We start from the raw sequence: 23,755 nt of genomic DNA on the forward strand, positions 1-23,755 counted from the left end.
GGCGTCACAGCAGGTAGCTCACAGGCTCGCCGCGCGCCGGATGCGTGAAGACGCCCATGCCGACGCCGAAGATCGACTGCAGGCGCTCGGCCTGCATGATCTCCTCAGGCGTGCCCTTGGCGCTGATCCGGCCGCGATTGAGCGCAATGATCTCATCGCAATGGCGGGCGGCGAGATTGATGTCGTGGAGCACAATGACGACGGTCAGCCCGCGCTCGTGGCTGAGCGACTCCACCAGCGACAGCATCGACGCCTGATGGGCAAGATCGAGCGCCGAGGTCGGCTCGTCGAGCAGCAGGCAACTGGCATTCTGCGCCAGCATCATCGCGATCCAGGCGCGCTGACGCTCACCGCCCGACATGTTGGCGACCGGCCTGTCGGCGAAATCCTCAAGATCGGTGCGGGCAATGGCATCGTCCACGAGTGCATGGTCTGCCTTGCCGAAACGGCCGAGCGTGCCATGCCAGGGAAAACGCCCGAGCGCCACCAACTCGCGCACCGTCATGCCATCAGTGGCAGGCGTGAATTGCGGCATATAGGCGATCTTGCGGGCAAACTCCCGCGCGCCCCAAGCCGCCGCATCCTTGCCTTCGAGCGCCAGCTTCCCGCCCGTCGCCGCATGCTGCCGGGCGATGATCTTCATCAGCGTCGACTTGCCCGACCCGTTCGGCCCCACCAGCCCATAGATCCGCCCGCTCTCAAGCGACAGATCGATGCCGGAAAGAATGGTGCGCTCGCCCGCCGCAAAGCGGACATCCGACATCGTCAGGAAGGGGGTGGGCATCAGCGAACTCCGGAAGCTCAAATTGCAAGAGCGGGAAAAATTTCCCGCCCTCGCTTTGCAAAACTAAACTGCAATTGTCAACTTACCAGGAGACGCTGACGCGGCCCATCACAGTCCGGCCGTCACCGTAGTAGCAACCGAAGCTGCCGCAGTTGGAGACATATTCCTTGTCGGCGAGGTTCTGGAAGTTCAGCGATGCCTTTAGGTTGTCTTTCTGGTAGTGGATGGAGGCGTCGAAGAGGGTTACGCCGGAAAGATCGTAGGTATTCGCCAGATCTCCGTATCGCTGGCCGATGTAACGAACGCCGCCGCCAACACCGAAGCCCTGCAGGGCCGTATCTTCCTTGAACGTATAGTCCAGCCACAGGCTCGCGGTGTGATTCGGAACATTGTCCGGGCGGTTGCCATCGTTGTCGCCACCGACGACCTCGGCATTCATGTAGGTGTATGCCGCACGCAGATCCAAGCCATCCGCGATACTCGCAACACCTTCGAGTTCAACGCCTTGGACGTGAACTTCACCGATCTGCGCACTCACGGTGTATGGAACAGCCGGGGGCAGAGGCGTCACGGTGGTCGTCGTGAGGACGTTTTTCTGTCGCAGATCGAAGGCTGCAACACTGAAGAAACCATCGAAGTCTGTCGGCTGATATTTCACGCCGATTTCGTACTGCTCGCCGGTCGTGGGCACGAGCGGATTGCCAGCAGCATCGGAGCCAGATACCGGGTCGAATGACGTCGCATAGCTCGCATAGGGCGCAATGCCATTGTCAAACAGATAGCTGAGGCCGGCGCGCCAAGTCAGCTTGTGATCGGTTTGATCAAGCGACGAGGTCGTGGTGCCGCCGAAAACAGTCTCCTGCTCGCCGTTGGTACCAGCCCAATCCTGGCGCAATCCCAATGTTGCGCGCCAGTTTTCGTACTTGATCTCGTCTTGCAGATAGACGCCAGCCTGCCACAGCTCGGAGTTGACGTCCTGACTGTACCAAACGCTCTTGGGTACCGAGACGCCGTATTGCGGGTTGGCGCTATCGAGCGAAGGAGCGAGGCCGAATTCGGTCAACGCGCTGTTGTTGAAATACCTGAGATCGACGCCCATAACCGCCTTGTGATCGACTTCGCCTGTCGAAAACTCGGCTTGAAGCTGGTTATCAAGATTGTAGGTGTTGAGATTTTCGTCCTGATAGATCGCCCCGCGATTCAGGGTATGTCCATCGGCATCAAGGCTGGAGAAATACAGCGACTGGTATTTCCAGTCGAAGTTCGAATACCGCATGTTCTGACGGAAGGTCCAAACATCGTTGAGGCGGTGTTCGATTTCATAGCCGATATTCGTGAGCGTCCGATTCGACTTGTCGAAGCTGTCGTCGCCAACGGAGAAGCTACGGGGCAGCTTGTTGTCACCACCATAAAGCGTCAAGGCAGCGGGCAACCCCGAGGGCGCATCGGGATTGTCATGCTGAACACTGGTCAGCAGCGTGATCTTCGTGTCCTCATCCGGCTGCCAGGTAAAGGCCGGTGCAATGAAGTAGCGATCGTTGTTGAGATCGTCCGTCTGCTCGCCCGCGGTCTTGACCAGACCCGTCAAGCGATAGGCGAAGTCCGAACCGTCCGAAACCGGACCGCCCACATCAAAAAACGCTCCGTAGTAATCGTAGGTGCCGATCTGGAGGCCGATCTCGCGGATGGGCTCGAACTGCGGGCGCTTGCTGACCATGTTGATCAGACCACCGGGATTGCCCTGACCGTACAAAACGGAAGCCGGGCCACGAAGGACTTCGAGCCGCTCAAGGCCGTATATTTCGACCGCCGGAGCACCTGCGGTACGCATCATCTTCAGGCCGTTCAGATACTGGCTTTGGCGGCCATCGAAACCGCGAATATTCGGCGAGTCGAAACGTGCGTCCGAACCATAGGGCTCGCCTACAACGCCAGGCGTGTAACCAATCGCCTCGCCCAGCGTATCGGCGCCTTGAGCCCTGATCTCATCCGATGTCACGACCGAAATCGACTGCTGCGTCTCAACGAGCGGCGTGCCCGTCTTCGTGGCCGTGGCGCTGGTCTTTGCCACATAGCCCTTTACCGGCGCGGTCGGGTCCTGTTGCTGCCCGCCATCACCCTGCACCGTGATCGGTTTCAGCTCGGTTGCCTCCTGCGCCAGAACAGGCATGGCGGCCGCGATGCCGATGGCGGCGGCGCCGGTCAGGAGATTGGCCTTGAAGATGAGAGCCTTGGTCCGCTCACGCATTGTCTTACCCCACTCGCGCCGGCTTGAAAGATGCCCGGCTAACAGCTTGTCGATAAGCTGAGCGTTTAACTCAAATTTAAGGGAGGGGATTGTCGCAATCCGGGGAATTTGAACGTTCTTGGGCAAATTTCCGCATTCTAAACAAATGCTCGTGAAGCGTGGTTTTCAGGCAACGTTGGCCTTCTTCCAGAGCGCCGGCGTGGCGCCGGTCACCTTGCGGAAGACGCGGGTGAAATGCGCCTGGTCGGAAAAGCCGGTCTCGGCGGCGATGACAGGCAGCGTGAATTCGCCCTGCAGAAGCAGATGCTTGGCGCGATCGACGCGGGCATTGGTCTGCCACTGGTGCGGGGCGATCCCGGTCGAGGCCTTGAAGGCGTGGCTGAAATGCGATTGCGACAGGCCGGTGAGCGAGGCGAGCTCTTCCAGGCGGATATTGCGAAGGCAATTCTGTTCAATGAAATCCTGGGCCCGCCGCAGCTGCCAGCTCGCCAGCTTGCTGCGCTTGCGCACCGGTGCCCTAGAGAGTTTCAGCACATCGATGATCAGCGCCAGCGCCAGACCGTCGCCATAGAGGTCATGCAGCGGCTGCGGGCTGACGCATTCGGCAGCGATCAGATTGGCAAGCGCCATCACCCGCTCGTCGTGAAACAGCAGCCGGGCATCGGCAAGCCGCGAGGGATCGATATCCTCCATCAGCCGCCGCCCGACAATCTCGGCATCGAAGTGAATGTCGAGATGGCGCACGAACTGCACATCGACGAGATCGGCCCAGAGCTCCATGCCGGCAGGCACGTAGGAGATCGGCCGGCGCACCGTGTCCTGGACGGCACCGGCGCTTTTCGGCGTCAGCTTGACGCGGCTGTCGCCGGGGCCGCGCATATCGAGCAGGATGAAGAGGCGCGGATCGTTCGCCACGTAATAGCCGCCGGCATAAGGCGCGCATTCGACGTCCCAGACATCGGCGACGATGCCATTCCAGTTGCGGCGGTTCATGCCGCCGACGACGGAAAAGCCTTCGATCCTGTTCTGCATGCGCGGCTGAAAGGTCATGGGGGCGCTGAATTAAACCTTCATTTTATAATCAAGTTTTCTCTAGCGAATATGGGAAGAATTGGCAACCGGCATTCGCTGCAGCGCAAAAAAAGGTCCGCGTCGAAGGCCTCTTCATTTCTTGGGACGCCTGTTCTAGCATCGCCGCCATGAGCCTCGAATCCGTCCGCGCCTTCTTCAGCGCCCATGCACCCGATATCGAAATCATCGAAACCGAAGCCAGCTCTTCGACCGTGACGCTGGCCGCCGAAGCCCATGGCGTAGAGCCGGCGCAGATCGCCAAGACGATCTGCCTGCGCGTCGGCGACGAGACCATGCTGGTGGTCGCAAGCGGCACGGCGCGGCTGGATAACCGGAAATTCAAGGACACGTTCGGCGGCAAGGGCCGCATGCTCGGCGCTGAGGAAGTTCTGGAAGTGACCAGCCATCCGGTGGGCGGCGTCTGCCCCTTCGGCCTGCCGGCGGCACTGCCAATCTATTGCGATGCCTCGCTGAAACGCTTCGACGAGGTGCTCCCGGCTGCCGGTTCGCCCAACTCGGCGGTGCGCATTCCGACTGGGCGTCTCGCGGCCATCACCGGCGCCAAATGGGTCGATGTCTGCCAATAGACTTTCGGCTGGCTTCAAATCGGCGCGGCGATCCCTATATTAGGTCCCGACATCGACAATGACCCCGATAGGAGAAGAGATGCCACGTGCCGTTTCGCGTTTTGCCAAGATTGCGGCGATTGCCGTTCTGACAAGCGCCACCGTTTTTGCTGCCTATGGAGACGCCGAAGCCCGCCGGGCCAGCGGCGGTTTCGGCAGCCGCGGAACGCGCACCTTCCAGGCGCCGCCGGTGACCAATACCGCGCCGCAGACCGTCTCTCCGATCGACCGCACGATGGCCCCGCGTCCGCAGACAACGGCGCCGTCGACCGCTCAGCAGCCCTTCAACACCCGGCGCCCCGGTGGCCTGTTCGGCGGCTTCGGCCGCTCGATGGTCGGCGGCCTGATTGCCGGTGGCCTGCTCGGCATGCTGCTCGGCCATGGTTTCGGCGGCGGCTTCGGCTTCCTCGGCATGCTGCTGCAGATCGCCCTGATCTTCGGCGCGATCACCCTCGCCATGCGCTTCTTCGCCAATCGCCGCCAGCCGTCCTACGGTTCGGCGGGCGGGCCGTCCTACAGCAACATGTCGTCGAACAACAATTCGTCCTTCAGCATCCCGAAGATCGGTTCGGGCGCTGCGGGCTACCAGCAACAGCAGCCGCGCGGCCAGCGCCCGAGCGATGAAATCGGTCTGGCGCAGGCCGATCTCGACCAGTTCGAGGAACTGCTGACCAAGGTGCAGACCGCCTATGGCGCGGAGGATTACGGCACGCTGCGCACGCTGACGACACCCGAGGCCATGTCCTATCTTGCCGAAGAGCTCGGTGAAAACGCCACCAACGGCGTGCGCAACCGCGTCTCCGACGTCAAGCTGTTGCAGGGCGATATCGCCGAAGCCTGGCGCGAAGATGGGCTGGAATATGCAACGCTCGCGATGCGCTATTCGTCGATCGATGCGATGGTCGAGCGCGACAGCGGCAAAGTCGTCTCGGGCGACGACCGCCGCCCGAGCGAAAGCACCGAAGTCTGGACCTTCGTGCGCAAGCACGGCGCCGACTGGAAGCTTGCCGCCATCCAGGGCACCGGCCAGTGGGCCGCCTAAATCTCTAGCGCTTGAAGGTGTAGTCGGCGATCGACTGCGCCTTCATCTCGATCGAGAAGCCCGGCTTCGACGGCGGCATATAGGCGGCGTTGCGGATATCGCAGGGATCGAGGAAGTGTTCGTGCAGGTGGTCGACATATTCGATCACCCGTCCGTCCTTCGTGCCTGACACGGCGATATAGTCGATCATCGACAGGTGCTGCACATATTCGCAGAGCCCGACGCCGCCTGCATGCGGCCAGACCGGCAAGCCGTATTTGGCAGCGATCAGCAGCACCGACAGCACCTCGTTCAGCCCGCCCATGCGGCAGGAATCGATCTGCACGATATCGATCGCGCCCTCGGCGATGAATTGCTTGAACATGATGCGGTTCTGGCACATCTCGCCGGTCGCGACCTTCACCGGCGCGATCGCCTGGCGGATCTTGCGATGGCCGGCCACGTCATCTGGGCTCGTCGGCTCCTCGATGAAGAACGGCTTGGCGAAGGCGAGCTGCTTCACCCAGTCGATCGCCTGCGGCACTTCCCAGACCTGATTGGCGTCGATCATCAGGTAGCGATCGGGACCCATGACCTCGCGGGCGATCCGCAGGCGGCGGATATCGTCTTCGAGATCGCGGCCGACCTTCATCTTCACATGGTTGAAACCGGCATCGATCGCTTCCTGGCAAAGGCGGCGCAGCTTCTCGTCGTCGTAGCCGAGCCAGCCGGCAGAGGTCGTATAGCAGGCGTAGCCTTCGGCCTTGAGCGTCGCGATCCGGTCCGCCTTGCCGGTTTCCGCCTTCTTCAGGATCGCCACCGCCTCGTCGCGCGTCAGCACGTCGGTCAGATAGCGGTAATCGACGATATCGGCGATTTCCTCTGCCGACAGTTCCGAGACCAGCTGCCAGACCGGCTTGCCTTCCTTCTTGGCCAGCAGATCCCAGAAAGCATTGACGACGGCACCGGTCGCGAGATGCATCGCGCCCTTGTCGGGGCCGATCCAGCGCAGCTGGCTGTCGCCGGTCAGATGCCGCCAGAACTTGCCCGGCGCGTTGCGGAAGCTCTCCAGATCCTGGCCGACGACCAGATGATCCATCGCTTTGATCGCCATGCAGCAGATGTCGTTGCCGCGGCCGATCGTGAAGGTCAGGCCGTGGCCCTCAAGCCCGGCCTCGTCGGTATCGAGGATCACATAGGCGGCGGAATAATCCGGATCCGGGTTCATCGCATCGGAGCCATCGAGGCTCTGCGAAGTCGGGAAGCGGAGATCGAAAACGCGAAGGCCGGTAATGCAGGTCATTGTCTTTCCTCCCGCGCCTCAGATCGTCCAGCCGCCATCGATGGCATAGGCCTGGCCCGACGTGTAGGTGGCGCCGGCGAGATAGACGGCGAGCTCGGCGATCTCTTCCGGCGACCCGAGGCGGCCCATCGGCTGGCGGGAGATGAAGGCGGCGCGCGCCGTCTCATAGTCACCCTGCGCCTTCATGCGGTCCTGCAGCGACGGGCTCTCGACAGTGCCGGGGCAAATCGCGTTGCAGCGGATGCCCTGGGCGACATAGTCGGCGGCGACCGACTTGGTCAGCCCGATGACGGCAGCCTTGGTGACGCCATAGGCGAAGCGGTTAGGCACGCCCTTGATGCTGGAGGCGACCGAAGCCATGTTGATGATCGAGCCGTCCTTGCGCTCCAGCATCCCGGGTAACACCGCACGGATGGTGCGGATCATTGCCTTGACGTTGAGGTCGAGGGCGAACTCCAGATCGCTGTCCTTCATCTCCAGGATCGATCCCGCATGGACGAAGCCGGCGCAATTGAAGAGCACATCAACCCGGTCGATTTCGGCGACCAAGGCATTCACCGCGCCCTCGTCGAGGACGTTGAGCTTGTGGGTCGCAATCCCGGTCTCCGCAGCAAGCTGGGCCAGCGTCTCGGTGTTGATATCGGTCGCGTGCACCGTGGCGCCGGCCTGATGGAAGGCAATCGCCGAGGCGCGGCCGATCCCCTGCCCTGCAGCGGTGATCAGAACGGTCTTGCCGGAAAGTGAGATGGTCATGCTAGGGCCTCCCTTGATGTCGCGCATGGAACGGAGCGAAGGCGGTCTTCGCCGCCCTTCAATTCGCATTGTCATATTATCGATAAAAAACAGAACAGCAAAATGCAATGCCGAAGTTTGCGATTGCTGGCCTTGACAGGCGCGGCATGCCGGGCCGCCGGCCAGGCGATATTTTCCGGCGGCTATATATTCTATTAATTTAGACGCCCTATGATTGCGGCTACAAATATCCATAACCCATTATTTAGACATCATTAAAAAACTTTCGCTTTCCTGATGAACGACAAAATGAACGACAAATTGAGCGCCCGATGAGCGAATATCAGAACCGAGCCGTCGAACTCATGCAGACGCTGATCGGCAACCAATCGACAGCAGATATCAACGACCGCCGCAATGCCTTCATCTTCCGGGCCATCGGGCTCTATCAGGCTCTGGGTGGCGACCCGGAGTCCGTTCAGGGCGTCGTCGAAAAGGTCTATTCCGTCCGCGCACCGCGGATCGATGCTGCAGTCGGCGATCTGATGTACAATCTGGCAGGCGTCGGCCATGCCTCGGATCTCGACATCATCCAGGCGGCCTATAACAAGCTCGATCAGGCCGTGCCGTCAGCCGTTCCGCTGAAGCGCGCCCGGACCTGATCTAGAGTCAACCAAACTCAGGCCTTCCCGTAGCCACCGCCTGTCGGCGTGGTAACGATGAAGGCTTCGCCGGCTTCGAGTTGCGTGTGAGCGCTTCCGATCAGCACATCGAGCGCGCCGGAATTGCGCCGCACGGCGTTGCGGCCGAGCTCGCCCGGCTCCCCGCCTTCAAGCCCGAACGGCGCGACGCGGCGATGGCCGGAGAGGATCGCGAATTCCAGCTTTTCCCGCGCGCGGATCGTCCGCTCGGTACCGTCGCCCGCCGACCACTTGCCGCGGCCGCCCGAGCCCTTGCGGATATGGAAATCTTCCAGCACCACAGGGAAGCGGGTTTCGAGAATTTCGGGATCGGTGAGCCGCGAATTGGTCATGTGGGTATGGACGGCATCGGCGCCGTTGAAGCCCGGACCGGCCGGCGCGCCTGAGCAGATCGTCTCGTAATACTGATAGGCATCGTTGCCGAAGGTCAGGTTGTTCATCGTGCCCTGCGCCGCCGCCATCGCGCCGACGGCGCCGAACAGGCAGTTGGTGACCGCCTGACTGACCTCGACATTACCGGCGACGACGGCCGCCGGGTATTCCGGCGTCAGCATCGTGCCCTTCGGGATGATGATCCGGATCGGCCGCAGGCAGCCGGCATTCATCGGGATGTCGGCCTCGACGAGAACCCGGAAGACATAGAGAACGGCGGCACGGGTGACCGGCTGCGGCGCGTTGAAATTATCGGCGCGTTGCGCTGACGTGCCGGTGAAATCGACCGTCGCCTCGCGCTTGTCCTTGTCGACCGTCACCTTGACGACGATCCTGCAGCCCTGGTCCATCTCGTAGCTGAACTCGCCATCCTTCAGACGGTCGAGAACGCGGCGCACGCTTTCGGCGGCGTTATCCTGGACGTGGCCCATATAGGCGTCGACGACATCTTCGCCGAAGAGCGCGATCATCTTGGCAAGCTCGGCGACGCCCTTTTCATTGGCGGCGACCTGGGCCTTGAGATCATTGACGTTCTGGGCCAGCTGGCGCACCGGATAGCGGGCGCCGGTCAAAAGGGATGCGAGCTCGTCTTCGCGGAATCGACCGCGATCGAGGAGCTTGAAGTTGTCGATATAGACGCCCTCTTCCTCGATATGGGTTGCGAGCGGCGACATAGAGCCGGGCGCGATGCCGCCGATATCGGCATGGTGGCCGCGGCTGGCCACCCAGAAGCGGATGCGCGTTCCCTCGGCATCGAAGACAGGCGTGCAGACCGTCAGGTCGGGCAGATGTGTGCCGCCATTATAGGGCGCGTTGATCAGGAACACGTCGCCCGGATGGATGACCGGGTTCTCACGGATGGCGGTCGCGACCGAGGCATCCATCGATCCGAGATGCACGGGCATATGCGGCGCATTGGCGACGAGGTTGCCCTCGGCATCGAAGACGGCGCAGGAGAAATCGAGGCGTTCCTTGATATTGACCGAATAGGCGGTGTTCTGAAGCGTCACACCCATCTGCTCGGCAATCGACATGAACAGATTATTGAAAATCTCCAGCATGACGGGATCGGCTTTCGTGCCGATCGCGGTTCGTTCCGGCAGCGCCTTGATGCGGGTCAGCACGATATGGTCATGGGCCGTCAGCTTCGCCTGCCAGCCATCCTCGATGACGATGGTCTGGTTCGGCTCGATGACAATTGCCGGACCGGTGACGGTCTGGCCTACTTGTAGCGAGGCGCGCAGCACCACGGCTGCGTCATGCACGTCGCCCTGCGAATGGAAGCGCGTGCGGCGCGTCGCTTTCGCCTCGCCACCGGCACCTTCTTCGCTTGTGACGTCGATCTGCGCGGCAGCGCCGCCGATCGTCTCCACCTCGATCGCCTCGACCACCAGCGGCTTTCCCTCGGCAATGAAGCCGAAGCGGCGCTTGTGGAGGATTTCGAACTCGGCGCGCAGACGATCCGCATTGTCCTCGGCCGGGAACCGGGTTTCGACGGCAAGAAGAGTATCGGTACCGGCATAGCGGACATGGGCGCGGGCAACGGTCTGGATCGCAGCCGCGGTAACGCCCTGCGCCTCCAGTTCCGGCTTGCATTCGCCCTGAAGCTCGACGGCGAGACCAGAGATTGCGGCGGGTGCGGCCGCATCCAGCGGCACGCCGAGCGCCTTCTGGCGGGTGGCGCGGATATCGGCGAGGCCCATGCCATATGCCGAGAGAAGACCGGACATCGGGTGCAGGAGGATGCTCTTCATCCCCAGCGAATCGGCGACCAGGCAGGCATGCTGACCACCGGCGCCGCCGAAGCAGTTCAGCGCATAGCGGGTGACATCGTAGCCGCGCTGGACGGAAATCTTCTTGATCGCCTCGACCATATTGGCAACCGCGATACGGATGAAGCCGTCTGCCACCTCTTCGGGGCTTCTGTTATCACCGATCCGCGCGGCAAGTTCGGCGAATTTCGTCCGGACGGTATCGACATCAAGCGGCTGGTCCTGGTTCGGGCCGAAGATGGCGGGGAAGAATTCGGGCAGCAGCTTGCCGGTCATGACGTTGGCATCGGTGACCGCAAGCGGCCCGCCGTTGCGGTAGCAAGCCGGACCGGGATGGGCACTAGCCGAATCCGGACCGACACGAAAACGGTTATCCTCGAAATGCAGGATCGAGCCGCCGCCTGCAGCGACCGTATGGATCAGCATCATCGGCGCCCGGACGCGCACACCGGCGACTTCGGTCTCGAAGGCGCGCTCATATTCGCCATCGAAATGCGCGACGTCGGTGGAGGTACCCCCCATGTCGAAGCCGATAACGCGGGAAAAGCCCGCCTGCTCGCCGGTCTTGGCGAGGCCGACGACACCACCGGCAGGACCGGAGAGAATGGCATCCTTGCCTTGGAACATATCGGCAGCCGTCAAGCCGCCCGAGGACATCATGAACATGACGCGGGCGCCAGTGCGCTTGACGTCGAGCTCGTCGGAAACCTGCGCCACATAGCGGCCAAGCACCGGCGACAGATAGGCATCGACGACAGTCGTATCGCCGCGGCCGACAAGCTTGATCAGCGGCGAGACTTCGTGGCTCACGGAGACCTGCTCGAAGCCGAGCTCGCGGGCGATGCGGGCAACGGCCGCCTCGTGGGCCGGAAACTTATAGGCATGCATGAAGACGATGGCGACCGAGCGATAGCCTTCCGCGCGCAAAGCCTCCAGCGCGCGGCGCGCCTCGTCTTCATCGAGATCAAGCTCGACCGTGCCATCGGCCAGCACACGCTCGCCGATTTCGGTGACGGTGTCGTAGAGCGCATCGGGCTTGATGATCTCGGTCGCGAAGATCTTCTTGCGCTCCTGATAGCCGATGCGCAGCGCGTCGCGGAAACCCTTGGTGGTCACCAGCGCCAGCCGTTCGCCCTTGCGCTCCAGCAGCGCATTGGTCGCGACCGTCGTTCCCATGCGAACCTCGCCGATCAAGCCGGCCGGGATCGCTTCGCCCGCTGTCAATCCGAGATGCAGCCGGATGCCGTGGACCGCAGCGTCGCGATAGGCGGCCGGGTTTTCGGAGAGCACCTTGCGGGCATGTAATTCGCCTTGCGGGTCGCGGGCGACGATATCGGTGAACGTGCCGCCGCGATCGATCCAGAAATCCCAGCTCTTGGTATCCGTCGTTTGCATGGCCCCGTCCTCGGATTGGATTGCGGAATTGCACGTTGATAAAATATCGATAAAATGACGACATATTCTCGTCAAGACAGGAGAGCGAAATGGCTAACGGCAAAAACAGGGATCAGGATGCTAATGTCTTTCCCGGCCCCGCCTCGTTCGGCCCGATCGTCTCCTCCGCCCATCTCGCCGAAGGCGGGTCTCCCGGTCTTTCGGAGATCGAGTATGGCCTGATCCTCGCCTCCCATGCCTTCGACCGCTGGATCGTCCGCTGCATGGCGGCGGCCGGATTTCCCGGGCTATCGCCGATGGAAATCCTCATCCTGCACTCGATCCGCCACCGCGACCGGGAAAAGAAACTCGCCGATATCTGCCTTGTTCTCGATATCGAGGACACGCATATCGTCACCTATGCGATCCGCAAGCTGCAGGCGGCGGGGCTGCTGACGACCGGCCGTACCGGAAAAGAAAAAACCGTGAAGATCACCGAGCAGGGCGCGCAGGCTTGCAAGACCTACGCGGAAGTGCGCAAACATCTACTCGTCGATTCGACCGCCAATGCCCGCCCCGCGGAGCAGACGCTGTCGGAAACGGCCGCCATCCTGCGCTTCATCTCGGGCGCATTCAACCAGGCGGCGCGGGCAGCCGCGACGCTTTAGGCAGCGGTGCGAACCGGCCCGAAAATTGTTGATTGCCACACGCCGTTTGTGGCCTTGACAAGATCGGTTGCCTGTATTTTATTCAAGCCTGCGGATTAGGCAGAGGAGCCATTCCGCAGTTACATGACTCCGATAGTCGCTGGGCAGTTTCGCCCCATGACGCCCCATCGATGATGGGCCCGCGTCGTGGGGTTTTTGGTTTTTTGGGTTCCGCATGACCGAAGCATTGAAAATCGGCATTCTCTACTCCACCACCGGTCCCTACGGCTCGATGGGCCGTGACGCGCGCGATGGCGCGGAATTCGCCCTGGCCGAATTTGCCGCCGCGCGCCGCATCAGGATCGAGCCTGTCTTCTTCGACCCGCATGCCGATCTCGCCGCCTATCTGGAAGGCGCCCGCCAGCTGCTGCGCGCTGGCTGCCGCCATATCGTCGGCACGATCACGTCCGCCGCCCGCAAGGAAGTCATCCCGCTGGTCGAAAAGCACGATGGGCTTCTCTGGTACATGTGCCCCTACGAGGGCTTCGAAGCCAACGAGAATGTCATCTATGTCGGTGGCTGCCCGAACCAGCACCTGATCCCGCTTTTCGAGCACCTCATCCCGCGCTTCGGCGCCCGGCCCTATCTCGTCGGCGCCAACTATGTATGGGGCTGGGAGATGAACCGGCTGGCGCGCGAACTGATCACCAATGCCGGCGGCGAAGTGCTGGGCGAGCGTTATCTGCCGCTCGAGGAGACCGCCGTAGAGCGTATCGTTGCTGATATCGAGCAGCGCCGCCCGAGCTTCATCCTGAACAACCTGATCGGCCCGTCGAGCTACGCTTTCCTGGCGGCGATCGGCAAACTTGCCGAGCGCGACCCGGCTTTCCGCCCGGAAAACTGCCCGGTCGTCAGCTGCGACCTGATGGAATGCGAGCTTGCCGATATCGAGCCTGGCCGGGCGATTGGCCAGCTCTGCGCCGCCTCCTATTTCGATAATCTCTCGACGCCCGAAAATCTCTCCTTCAAGATCCGCGTCGCCGCGCGCTATGGCGCCAAGCGCCGCGTTTCCAGCGTCTTCGCCAGCGCCTACACGGCCGTCAAGCTCTGCGCCGATGCGATCGTCGAAGCCGGGACCGACGAACCGGCCGCCGTGCGCCGCGAGCTCTATGAGACGCAGCGCCCGAGCCTGTTCGGCTCGATCGCCATCGACCGCGAGACCAACCACGCGCCGCTGCCCTTCCATCTCGGCCAGATCAATATGGAAAACGGCTTCGATGTCGTGACCTCGCGCCCGCCGCTCGCGGCCGACCCTTATCTCACCGGCCGCAACAAGCCGGCATCGCCGAAGCTCAGGGTGGTCTCATGAGGGAAACCCCGAATTTCACCGGCTGGCACGCCGCCGTCATCCATCGCGAAGACAGCAATACCGAGAGGCTGATCCGTCAGCTCCGGCTGCTCGGCATCCGCACCACCCTGCAATGGGCGCCGCTCGCCGTAACCGATCTGCCCGATCTCGTCATCGTCGATGCAGACCAGGGCTGGGACGACCTTCTGCCCTGGAAGGATACGGCCGTCGCCTGCCCCGTCGTCGCTCTTCTCGGCTCGGAAGCACCCGGCCGCATCGCCTGGGCCCTGGAACAGGGCGCCGGCGCCATCATCGCCAAACCGATCGCCACGTCAGCCGTCTATCCGGCGCTGGTCATGGCCGTCTCGATCCATCAGGAACGCAAGAACAATGCCGAACGGCTGCAATATCTCGAAGAGCGCGTCCGCCTTCGCCCCCTCGTCCATGCCGCGGTGGAAAAGCTGATGGCCGCGCACCGTGTCGATGAGGAACGCGCCTACGCGATCCTGCGTGATTGCGCCATGCGCCGCAGATTACCGATGGAACAGATCGCCGCCTTCATCATCGGTGGCGCAGAGCCCCTGCCGGAGGCCGGTTGATGCGCGTGTTGAAGGAAATGCTGCGCCAGCCCGCGGCCCTGTTCGGCCTCGTGGTCGTCCTGCTCGTCGTCGTCATGGCGATTGCCGCTCCGTGGATCGCGCCCTTCGATCCTGACAACCAGATGTTCGACGGGCTTTCGCTCGAAGGTGCACCGCTGCCGCCCGGCGGCCAGTTCCTGCTCGGCACCGATACGCTCGGCCGCGATCTCTTCTCGCGCCTGCTCTACGGCGCCCGTACCTCGCTGGTCATCGGCCTCGTCGCCAACGGCATCGCGGTTGCGATCGGCCTCCTCGTCGGCATCGTCGCCGGTTATGTGAAGGGTCTTGCCAGCAACGTGCTGATGCGCTTCACCGACCTGATGATGGCCTTCCCGGCGCTGCTGCTCGCCATCGTTCTCGCCGCCCTGCTGCGTCCGAGCCTCTGGATCGTCGCGATGGTCATCGCTCTGGTCAACTGGGTGCAGGTCGCGCGCATCGTCTATACCGAGACCCGCGGCCTCTCCGAGCGCGATTTCATCATGGCCGAACGCTCGCTCGGCGCCGGGCATCTGCGCGTGCTCTTCATGCATATCCTGCCGCATCTGATCCCGACGGCAATCGTCTGGGGCACGCTCGGCATCGCCACGACCGTGCTGCTCGAAGCGACGCTCTCCTTCCTCGGCATTGGCGTGCAGCCGCCGCAGCCTTCCTGGGGCAACATCATCTTCGAGAGCCAGAGCTATTTCCAGGCAGCCCCTTGGCTGGTCTTCTTCCCGGGCATCGTCATCCTGCTGACCGCTCTCTCCTTCAATCTGGTCGGTGACGCGCTGCGCGACATTCTCGACCCGACGCAGCGGGGGAGAAACTGATGTTCCTCGTTCTGCGCCGCCTCGCCCAGGCATTCCTCATCCTTCTCGGCGTTGCCGCCATCACCTTCGTGCTGCTCTATGCGCTGCCCGCCGATCCGGCGCGCATGATCGCCGGACGCAGCGCCACGGCCCAAACGGTCGCCAATATCCGCCACGAGCTCGGCCTCGATCAGCCGCTCCTCGTGCAGTTCTGGCACTATCTGACCAATCTTCTTTCCGGCAATCTCGGCCGCTCCTATGCGCAGAAGACCGATGTCTGGACGCTGATCGTCGCCCGCCTGCCGGCAACGCTGACGCTGATGCTCGCCGGCATCGCCGTCGAAGTCATCCTCGGCCTGACGCTCGGCACGATCGCCGCAATCCGCCGCGGCGGCTTCGTCGACCGTCTGGTGATGATGGCGTCTTTCGTCGGCGTTTCGGCCCCGCAATTCGTCGTCGCACTGCTGCTTCTCTACGTCTTCGCCGTGACGCTCGGATGGTTTCCGATGAGCGGCTACGGCACGCTTGCCCATGTCGTGCTGCCGGCCACCACCCTTGGCGTTCTCGGCGCCGGCTGGTACGCACGCATGGTGCGCTCGGCGATGATCGACGTGCTCAATCAGGACTATGTGCGCACGGCCCGCGCCAAGGGCCTCTCGTCGCGCCGCATCATCTTCCGCCATGCCCTGCCCAACGCCATCCTGCCGATCATCGCGATGATCGGCATCGATATCGGCCAGTTCATGGGCGGCGTGGTCGTCGTCGAGGCCGTCTATGGCTGGCCTGGTATCGGCCAGCTTGCCTGGCAGGCAATCCAGCAGGTCGATATCCCGATCATCATGGGCGTGACGCTGACATCGGCGCTCGCCATCGTCATCGGCAACCTGCTTGCAGACCTCATCGCGCCGGTCATCGACCCGCGTATCCGTACACGTTGACAGCAACCAAAGAAGGGGAACCAATATGTTCAAAAGCTGGCTTCGAATGACGACCATGGCAACGGTGGTGGCGCTGGCGCCGCTGTCGGTCATGGCACAGGATGCTCCCAAGCAGGGCGGCGACATTATCGTCACCTACAAGGACGATATCGCCACCCTGGACCCGGCAATCGGTTACGACTGGGTCAACTGGTCGATGATCAAGAGCCTCTATTCCCGCCTGATGGACTACGAGCCCGGCACGCCGAACCTCGTTCCGTCGCTAGCGGAAAGCTTCACCGTTTCGGATGACGGCCTCACCTACACGTTCAAGCTCCGCAAGGGCGTGAAGTTCTCGAACGGCCGCGAAGTCGTCGCTTCCGACGTCAAGTATTCGATCGAACGCGCCGTCAATCCGAAGACGCAGGGCCCGGGCGCCGGCTTCTTCGGCGCCATCAAGGGCTTCGAAGACGTCACCGGCGGCAAGTCCGAGACGCTCGCGGGCATCGAGACGCCTGATGCGGGCACCGTCGTCTTCACGCTGTCGCGTCCGGACGCAACCTTCCTGCACGTCCTCGCCATCAACTTCGCCTCCGTCGTTCCGAAGGAAGCCGTCGAGGCAGCTGGCGGCGATTTCGGCAAGAAGCCCGTCGGCTCCGGCACCTTCATCCTGAAGGACTGGACCATCGGCCAGAAGCTCGTCTTCGAACGCAACAAGGACTACTTCGTCAAGGACGTCCCGCATGTCGACAGCTTCACGGTCGAAGTCGGCCAGGAGCCGCTCGTCGCCCTGCTGCGCCTGCAGAAGGGTGAAGTCGATATCGCCGGCGACGGCATTCCGCCGGCCAAGTTCCTCGAGATCAAGAATTCGGCCGATGGCCCGAAGATGATCGTCGATGGCGAACAGCTGCATACCGGCTACATCACGCTCAACACCAAGGTGAAGCCCTTCGATAACGTCAAGGTTCGCCAGGCCGTCAACATGGCCATCAACAAGGACCGCGTCACCCGCATCCTGAACGGCCGCGCAACGCCTGCCAACCAGCCGCTGCCGCCGCTAATGCCGGGCTATGACAAGTCCTTCACCGGCTATACCTACGATGTTGCCAAGGCCAAGGCGCTGCTTGCCGAAGCCGGCTTCCCGGATGGCTTCGAAACCACGCTCTACTCGACCAACACCGATCCGCAGCCGCGTATCGCCCAGGCGATCCAGCAGGATCTGGCCGCCGTCGGCATCAAGGCTGAAGTCCGCGCACTCGCACAGGCAAACGTCATCTCTGCCGGTGGCACGGAAGGCGAAGCACCGATGATCTGGTCGGGCGGCATGGCCTGGATCGCCGACTTCCCGGATCCGTCCAACTTCTACGGTCCGATCCTCGGTTGCTCGGGCGCGGTCGCTGGCGGCTGGAACTGGTCGTGGTACTGCAACAAGGATCTCGACGCCCGCGCGGTCGCCGCAGACTCCATGTCCGACCCGGCAAAGGGCGCAGAGCGCACCGCTGCCTGGGGCAAGATCTTCACCGACATCATGGCCGATGCGCCGTGGGTTCCCGTGATCAACGAGCGCCGCGTCGTTGCCAAGTCGCTGCGCATGGGCGGTGCTGACAACGTCTATATCGATCCGACCCGCGTCATCAATTACGACGCCATCTACGTCAATCAATAAGCCCTGACGGGTGAACGCCCTCCCGGTTCTCCGGGAGGGCGGCCATAAGAACGAGGGAGACACACAAGATGTGCATTGCCTGCACCCACACCATTCACCGCGCCCAGCACAATTTCGGCTGGAACAAGGATTTTGCCCCGGCGGTCGTCGCCAAGCCGGGCGAGACGATCCATTTCGAATGCATGGATTCCTCGGGCGGCCAGCTCGGCCGCGATGCGACGCTCGATACGCTACGCGATCTCGATTTCGGCAAGATCAATCCGGTCTCCGGCCCTGTCTACGTCGAAGGCGCGAAGCCGGGCGACGCATTGAAGGTGACGCTGCGCAAATTCATTCCGTCGGGCATCGGCTGGACGGCCAATATTCCGGGCTTCGGCCTGCTCGCCGACCAGTTCAAGGATCCGGCCCTTCATGTCTGGTCCTATGATGCAAACTCGATGGTTCCGGCACTCTTCGGCCCCGGCGGCCGCGTGCCGTTGAAGCCCTTTGCCGGCACGATCGGCGTTGCTCCGGCCGAACCCGGCACCCATTCCGTCGTTCCACCGCGCCGCGTCGGCGGCAATATGGACATCCGCGACCTGACAGCCGGTGTCACGCTCTATCTGCCCGTCGAGGTCGAAGGCGCGCTGTTCTCGATCGGCGATACGCACGCCGCACAGGGTGACGGCGAAGTCTGCGGCACGGCGATCGAAAGCCAGATGAATGTCGAAGCGACGATCGAGCTCGTCAAGGACGCGAAACTGCAGACGCCGCGCTTCACGACCACCGAGCCGGTCACCCGCCATCTCGACGGCATGGGCTATGAAGTCACCACCGGCATCGGCCCCGACCTGATGACCGGCGCGCGCGAAAGCGTCATGCGGATGATCGATTTGCTGACCGCCGAACACGGCCTCAACCCGGTCGATGCCTACATGCTCTGCTCCGTCTGCGGCGATCTGCGCATCAGCGAAATCGTCGACATGCCGAACTGGGTCGTTTCCTTCTACTTCCCAAGGATCGTATTTTCGTGACATCGCCTACGAACACCGCGCCGGTCCTTTCCGTCCGCAATTTGAGCGTCGATGCCCGCACGCCCGAGGGTCTGAAGCCGGTCCTGAGGGATGTCGGCTTCAGCCTCGCCAGCGGCGAAACGCTTTGCATTGCGGGCGAATCCGGCTCGGGAAAATCGGTCACCTCGCTCGCCATCATGGGTCTGCTGCCGAAGGCGTCGCTGCGCGTCACCTCGGGCAATATCCTGCTTGGCGAGCGTGACCTGCTGACGCTGTCGAACCGCGCCATGCGCGACGTTCGCGGCGGCGAGGTCGCCATGGTCTTCCAGGAGCCGATGACCTCGCTGAACCCTGTCATGTCGATCGGCGCGCAGCTGACCGAGGCGATCCGCGAACACCAGGGCAGCGAGAATGCCGAGGCGACGGCGCTGCAGATGCTCGACGCCGTGCAGATCACCGATCCGGCCCGCCGTCTCAAGCAATATCCGCATGAGCTCTCCGGCGGCATGCGCCAGCGCGTGATGATCGCCATGGCGCTTTCCTGCCGCCCGAAGGTGCTGATCGCCGACGAGCCGACAACGGCACTCGACGTCACCGTTCAGGCGCAGATCCTCAAGCTGATGCGCGAGCTGAAGACCGAGTTCGGCACCTCGATCATCCTGATTACCCATGACATGGGCGTCGTCGCCGAAATGGCCGATCGCGTGCTGATCATGCAGAATGGCCGCATCGTCGAGCAGGGTCCGTCGCTTGAAATCTTCAACCGGCCGCAGGAAGACTATACCAAGCAGCTGCTCGCCGCTGTGCCGCGTCTCGGCGCGCTGGCCGGCACCGACGGCCCGCCGCGGATCACCCCGCGCAAGATCGAGCCGGAGCGCACGGGTCAGGCCCCGGTGATGAGCGTGCGCGATCTCAACGTCCACTATGGCAGCCCGGCAGGCCGCTTCTTCAAGGGCAAGCCGCAGGTTCAGGCCGTCAGCGGCGTTTTCTTCGATATCCAGCCCGGCCAGACGCTCGGCCTCGTTGGCGAAAGCGGCTCTGGCAAATCGACGACCGGCAAGGCGGCGCTTGGCCTGATCCCGTTCACCGGTGATGTGCTGATCGACGACCGGAACATCGCCGGCCTCAGCCAGCGCGAGATGCGCCCGGTGCGCCGCTCGGCGCAGATGATCTTCCAGGACCCCTATGCCTCGCTCGACAGCCGCATGGCGGTCGGCGCCGCCATCGCCGAACCGATGGTCATCCATGGCATCGGCAACAAGGGCGAGCGGCAGGATCGCGTCGCCGAACTGCTGCGCCGCGTCGGCCTGACGCCGGATGCGGCGACCCGCTATCCGCACGAATTCTCCGGTGGTCAGCGCCAGCGCATCTGCATCGCGCGTGCGCTCGCCGTCGGGCCGAAGCTGATCGTCGCGGACGAGAGCGTTGCGGCACTCGACGTATCGGTGCGCGCCAAGGTGCTCGACCTGATGCTGGAACTGCAGGAGCAGATGGGGCTTGCCTATCTCTTCATCTCACACGACATGGCCGTCATCGAGCGCATGTCGCACCACGTCGCCGTCATGCGCGGCGGCAAGATCGTCGAGCACGGAACGCGCCGCGAAATCTTCGAGAACCCGAAGGACGAGTACACGCGGGCGCTGATCGCCGCCGTGCCGATCCCCGATCCCGAAGTCTATCAGAAGCGGGCACAGGCCCACGCCTGAAAATTCGCCGGGGTCTTTCGACCCCGGCGTTTTTCTTTCCGGTTACTGGCGCGAGGTCAGATCGTCGGGCAGTTCGGCATTGTGGTACTTGCGGTAGATGTCGCGCAGCACCTTGTTGTCGAAATTGGTCTTGACCCATCCGTCGAGCCAGCCCTTAAGAGCGGTCTCACCCTTCGGGATGCCGATGCCGAGATTGGTCTCCTTCTGGGTGAACTTCACCTGCAGCGGATTGGCGGTCATCTTCTTGTTGATGCCGTTGATGACGGCCGACTGGCTGGACAGGATATCGACCTGGCCGGAGACGACAGAGGTGATCAGCGTCGCATCATCCTCGAAGCGGACGATATCAGCACCCTTGGCCTTGGCAGTGATGTCCTGGTCGTTGGTGGTGGCGCGCGTCACGCCGATGCGCTTGCCGTCGAGATCGGCATAGTCCTTGATCGCGGCGTCAGCCGGACCGGCAACGACGAGAGCGAGCGTCGCGTAGGGAACCGAGTAGTCGATCGCCTTCTTGCGCTCTTCGGTGATGCCGAGCGACGAGACCACCATGTCGGCCTTGCCTGTCTGCACCGAAGGAACGCGAGCGGCGTTGGTGATTTCCACCAGCTCCAGCTCGACGCCGAGATCCTTGGCGATCAGCTTGGCGGTTTCGACGTCCGAGCCGGTCGGCTTCAGGTTTTCATCGACGAAGGAATATTCCGGAATGCCCATCGCCACGGCGATGCGGACTTTCCCGGCCTTCTTGATGTTTTCAAGCACGTCGGCATTGGCAACCGATGCAAAGGCCAGAAGGCCTGCTCCGGCGATGAGCGCCAGTTTCGAAATCATTCTCGTCGGCATATGAGTCTCCTCTCTCGTTTACCCGACCCCGCGCTTTCGCGCAGGTACTCCTCCTTTGAGATCACAGCTCTTCGGCCATGAACTCCTTCAATTCCGGCGTCTGCGGATTGGAAAGGATGTCTGCCCCTCCGGTCTCCCAGACCTTGCCGGTATGCATGTAGATGACGCGATTGGCGGCCCGCTTGGCGAAGCCCATCTCATGAGTGACGACGATCATCGTCATGCCGCCGCGGGCGAGATCTTCCATGACGCGCAGCACTTCGCCGGTCAGTTTCGGATCGAGCGCCGAGGTCACTTCGTCGAACAGCATCACCTTCGGCTGCATGGCGAGCGAACGGGCGATCGCCACGCGCTGCTGCTGGCCGCCGGACAGCTGTTCCGGATAGTTGTCGATCTTCTCCGACAGGCCGACCTTGGCGAGGACCTGTTTGGCAATCTCGTGAGCCTGGTCCTTGCGCATGCTTTTGACGCGGCGCAGCGCCAGCATGATGTTTTCGGCGACGGTCATGTGCGGGAAGAGATTGTAGCTCTGGAACACCATGCCGATATCGCGGCGCAGCGCGCGCAGATCGAGCTTCGGATCCTCGACGCGGTGGCCGCAGACTTCGATCGTGCCGTCCTGGATCGTCTCCAGCCGGTTGATGCAGCGCAGCGCCGTGCTCTTGCCGGAACCCGACTGGCCGATCAGCGCCACCACCTCGCCGGTATTGATCTCGAAGGACACGCCCTTCAGCACCTCGAGGGCACCGAAACGCTTGACGACATTGGTGAGTTTAACGGCGGCCGGCATTGAGTTTCCTCTCAAGCGAACGGCTCCAGACCGACAGCGGATAGCAGACGCAGAAGTAGAAGAGCGCTGCGACGCCGAAGACCAGGAACGGCTGGAACAGGGAGTTGTTGATGACCTGCGCGGCGCGCGTCAGCTCCAGGAAGCCGACCACGGATGCAAGCGAGGTATTCTTGACGAGCTGGACGAGAAAGCCGACCGTCGGCGGCGTGGCGATCTTCAGCGCCTGCGGCAGGATGACGTCGCGCAATACCTGCCAGCGGGTCAGGCCCAGGCATTCGGCCGCCTCGAACTGCGTCTTGGCGATCGATTCCACCGCGCCGCGCCAGATCTCGCCGAGATAGGAGCTCGAATAGACCATCATGCCGAGACCGGCAGCGACGAGCGGCGGCACCGAGATGCCGAAGACGCCGAGGCCGAAATAGAGCAGGAACATCTGGATCAGCAGCGGCGTGCCCTGGACGATCTGGATGTAGACAAGCGCCGTGCGCCGCAGCCAGCGGAAGCGCGAGATGCGCGCCAGCATGACGAAGAAGCCGGCAATGCCGCCGAGAACGAAGGCCAGCGCCGAGAGCACCACGGTCCAGAGCAGGCCGTCCAGCAGGTAGAAGAGATGATTGGTCGAGAATGCGCCGAGCATCATCACCTCACACGCCGAGCCCGAGCCGGCGGCGGCGCGGGAATGCGATGAGGCCGAGCCCGAAGAAGGCGGCGCGCATCAGATAGGTGATCGCGATATAGAGAAGCGCGACGACAAAATAGGTTTCGAGCGAGCGGAAGGTGTTCGACTGGATGTTGTTGGCAACCCCCGTCAGCTCTTCGGCCGAAATCTGCGAGCAGATCGACGTCGACAGCATCATCAGGATGAACTGGCTGGAGAGCGACGGGTAGACGCGCTCGATCGCCGGCAGGAGGATGATGTCGCGGTAAATCTGGAATTTCGAGAGTCCGAGCGCCTCGGCCGCCTCGATCTGGCTCGGGTGGATCGAATCCATCCCGGCGCGGACGATCTCGGCCGTATAGGCGCCGACATTGATGACCATCGCGAAGACCGATGCCGCGATGATCGGCAGGCGGAAGCCGATCGACGAGAGGCCGAAGAAGATGAAGAAGATCTGCACGATGAACGGCGTGTTGCGCACCGTTTCGATATAGACGCTGACGATGCCGCGCAGGATGGCGGAGTTCGAGCGGCGGGCGATCGCGCAGGCGACGCCGATGCCCATGCCGATGATCACCGAGAAAAGCGTGATCTCGATCGTCGTCAGTGCGCCGGACAGGAAATCCTGCCAGTAGGGCAAGAGCGCCCCGAAATCGAACTGATACTGCATAACTCCTCCGTGCGCGGCGGATCAGGCCGGC

Annotated in this window: 20 protein-coding genes and 1 pseudogene; 11 read left to right on the forward strand and 10 right to left on the reverse strand. The window is 62.7% G+C overall.

Annotation, left to right across the window (positions count from 1 at the left end):
- Positions 1–4 precede the first annotated feature (4 nt).
- From ACODR6_RS03760 to ACODR6_RS03770, 3 genes are all read right to left on the reverse strand, one after another.
- Positions 5–784 carry an ABC transporter ATP-binding protein gene (locus ACODR6_RS03760; protein ID WP_489020859.1) on the reverse strand — a complete coding sequence of 260 codons (780 nt, stop codon included), beginning with the start codon at positions 782–784 and terminating at the stop codon, positions 5–7.
- Between the two features lie 82 nt (positions 785–866).
- Positions 867–3,032, reverse strand: a complete 2,166-nt coding sequence (locus tag ACODR6_RS03765) for a TonB-dependent siderophore receptor (protein WP_489021524.1) — start codon at positions 3,030–3,032, stop codon at positions 867–869.
- Between the two features lie 165 nt (positions 3,033–3,197).
- Positions 3,198–4,082 carry a helix-turn-helix domain-containing protein gene (locus ACODR6_RS03770; protein WP_130280211.1) on the reverse strand — a complete coding sequence of 295 codons (885 nt, stop codon included), beginning with the start codon at positions 4,080–4,082 and terminating at the stop codon, positions 3,198–3,200.
- Positions 4,083–4,231: 149 nt separating this feature from the next.
- Between ACODR6_RS03770 and ACODR6_RS03775 the strand changes: the two genes are divergently transcribed.
- Together ACODR6_RS03775 and ACODR6_RS03780 are read left to right on the forward strand one after the other, a co-directional pair.
- Positions 4,232–4,690 (forward strand): YbaK/EbsC family protein, encoded by a 459-nt coding sequence (locus ACODR6_RS03775; protein WP_112712681.1) that lies wholly within the window; start codon positions 4,232–4,234, stop codon positions 4,688–4,690.
- A gap of 79 nt (positions 4,691–4,769) precedes the next feature.
- Complete coding sequence (locus ACODR6_RS03780; protein ID WP_489020862.1) at positions 4,770–5,771, forward strand: Tim44 domain-containing protein; 1,002 nt, start codon at positions 4,770–4,772, stop codon at positions 5,769–5,771.
- Positions 5,772–5,775: 4 nt separating this feature from the next.
- On the opposite strand, the gene ACODR6_RS03785 is transcribed toward ACODR6_RS03780, so the two are convergent.
- Both ACODR6_RS03785 and ACODR6_RS03790 read right to left on the reverse strand, forming a co-directional pair.
- Positions 5,776–7,053 carry an L-fuconate dehydratase gene (locus tag ACODR6_RS03785; RefSeq protein ID WP_489020864.1) on the reverse strand — a complete coding sequence of 426 codons (1,278 nt, stop codon included), beginning with the start codon at positions 7,051–7,053 and terminating at the stop codon, positions 5,776–5,778.
- A gap of 18 nt (positions 7,054–7,071) precedes the next feature.
- On the reverse strand, positions 7,072–7,806 hold the full coding sequence (locus ACODR6_RS03790) for an SDR family oxidoreductase (protein WP_489020866.1): 735 nt from the start codon (positions 7,804–7,806) through the stop codon (positions 7,072–7,074).
- A gap of 311 nt (positions 7,807–8,117) precedes the next feature.
- On the opposite strand from ACODR6_RS03790, the gene ACODR6_RS03795 reads away from it, so the two are divergent.
- Entirely contained in the window at positions 8,118–8,447 is a 330-nt protein-coding gene (locus tag ACODR6_RS03795; RefSeq protein WP_413711956.1) for a hypothetical protein, read from the forward strand.
- A gap of 17 nt (positions 8,448–8,464) precedes the next feature.
- On the opposite strand, the gene ACODR6_RS03800 is transcribed toward ACODR6_RS03795, so the two are convergent.
- Positions 8,465–12,085: a hydantoinase B/oxoprolinase family protein gene (locus ACODR6_RS03800; protein ID WP_489020868.1), complete on the reverse strand. Its 3,621-nt coding sequence runs from the start codon at positions 12,083–12,085 to the stop codon at positions 8,465–8,467.
- Positions 12,086–12,225: 140 nt separating this feature from the next.
- On the opposite strand from ACODR6_RS03800, the pseudogene ACODR6_RS03805 reads away from it, so the two are divergent.
- From ACODR6_RS03805 to ACODR6_RS03840, 8 genes and pseudogenes are all read left to right on the forward strand, one after another.
- Positions 12,226–12,732 (forward strand): annotated as a pseudogene (locus tag ACODR6_RS03805) (winged helix DNA-binding protein); the annotation flags it as partial.
- Positions 12,733–12,946: 214 nt separating this feature from the next.
- Positions 12,947–14,080, forward strand: coding sequence for a transporter substrate-binding protein (locus ACODR6_RS03810; RefSeq protein ID WP_489020870.1), 1,134 nt, complete (start codon positions 12,947–12,949; stop codon positions 14,078–14,080).
- Positions 14,077–14,658 (forward strand): ANTAR domain-containing response regulator, encoded by a 582-nt coding sequence (locus ACODR6_RS03815; protein ID WP_489020872.1) that lies wholly within the window; start codon positions 14,077–14,079, stop codon positions 14,656–14,658. Before ACODR6_RS03810 ends, ACODR6_RS03815 begins: the two co-directional genes overlap by 4 nt.
- Positions 14,658–15,506: an ABC transporter permease gene (locus ACODR6_RS03820; RefSeq protein ID WP_112714419.1), complete on the forward strand. Its 849-nt coding sequence runs from the start codon at positions 14,658–14,660 to the stop codon at positions 15,504–15,506. The genes ACODR6_RS03815 and ACODR6_RS03820 overlap by 1 nt, the downstream gene beginning before the upstream one ends.
- Entirely contained in the window at positions 15,503–16,423 is a 921-nt protein-coding gene (locus ACODR6_RS03825; RefSeq protein WP_112714421.1) for an ABC transporter permease, read from the forward strand. The genes ACODR6_RS03820 and ACODR6_RS03825 overlap by 4 nt, the downstream gene beginning before the upstream one ends.
- Before the next feature lie 25 nt (positions 16,424–16,448).
- Positions 16,449–18,068 (forward strand): ABC transporter substrate-binding protein, encoded by a 1,620-nt coding sequence (locus tag ACODR6_RS03830; RefSeq protein ID WP_489020875.1) that lies wholly within the window; start codon positions 16,449–16,451, stop codon positions 18,066–18,068.
- 68 nt (positions 18,069–18,136) lie between these two features.
- The gene (locus ACODR6_RS03835; protein ID WP_112714425.1) at positions 18,137–19,081 is read left to right on the forward strand and encodes an acetamidase/formamidase family protein; all 945 of its coding nucleotides are present in this window, start codon (positions 18,137–18,139) and stop codon (positions 19,079–19,081) included.
- Positions 19,078–20,766 (forward strand): ABC transporter ATP-binding protein, encoded by a 1,689-nt coding sequence (locus tag ACODR6_RS03840; protein ID WP_203430188.1) that lies wholly within the window; start codon positions 19,078–19,080, stop codon positions 20,764–20,766. The genes ACODR6_RS03835 and ACODR6_RS03840 overlap by 4 nt, the downstream gene beginning before the upstream one ends.
- Before the next feature lie 42 nt (positions 20,767–20,808).
- On the opposite strand, the gene ACODR6_RS03845 is transcribed toward ACODR6_RS03840, so the two are convergent.
- The 4 genes from ACODR6_RS03845 to ACODR6_RS03860 form a co-directional block, all read right to left on the reverse strand.
- Positions 20,809–21,606: a transporter substrate-binding domain-containing protein gene (locus ACODR6_RS03845; protein WP_203430189.1), complete on the reverse strand. Its 798-nt coding sequence runs from the start codon at positions 21,604–21,606 to the stop codon at positions 20,809–20,811.
- Positions 21,607–21,667: 61 nt separating this feature from the next.
- Complete coding sequence (locus ACODR6_RS03850; protein ID WP_112714431.1) at positions 21,668–22,396, reverse strand: amino acid ABC transporter ATP-binding protein; 729 nt, start codon at positions 22,394–22,396, stop codon at positions 21,668–21,670.
- Positions 22,380–23,033: an amino acid ABC transporter permease gene (locus tag ACODR6_RS03855; protein WP_489020879.1), complete on the reverse strand. Its 654-nt coding sequence runs from the start codon at positions 23,031–23,033 to the stop codon at positions 22,380–22,382. Before ACODR6_RS03855 ends, ACODR6_RS03850 begins: the two co-directional genes overlap by 17 nt.
- A gap of 7 nt (positions 23,034–23,040) precedes the next feature.
- Positions 23,041–23,724: an amino acid ABC transporter permease gene (locus tag ACODR6_RS03860; RefSeq protein WP_112714435.1), complete on the reverse strand. Its 684-nt coding sequence runs from the start codon at positions 23,722–23,724 to the stop codon at positions 23,041–23,043.
- Between the last annotated feature and the right edge of the window lie 31 nt (positions 23,725–23,755).

This window comes from Rhizobium sp. FG96 (assembly GCF_057808655.1).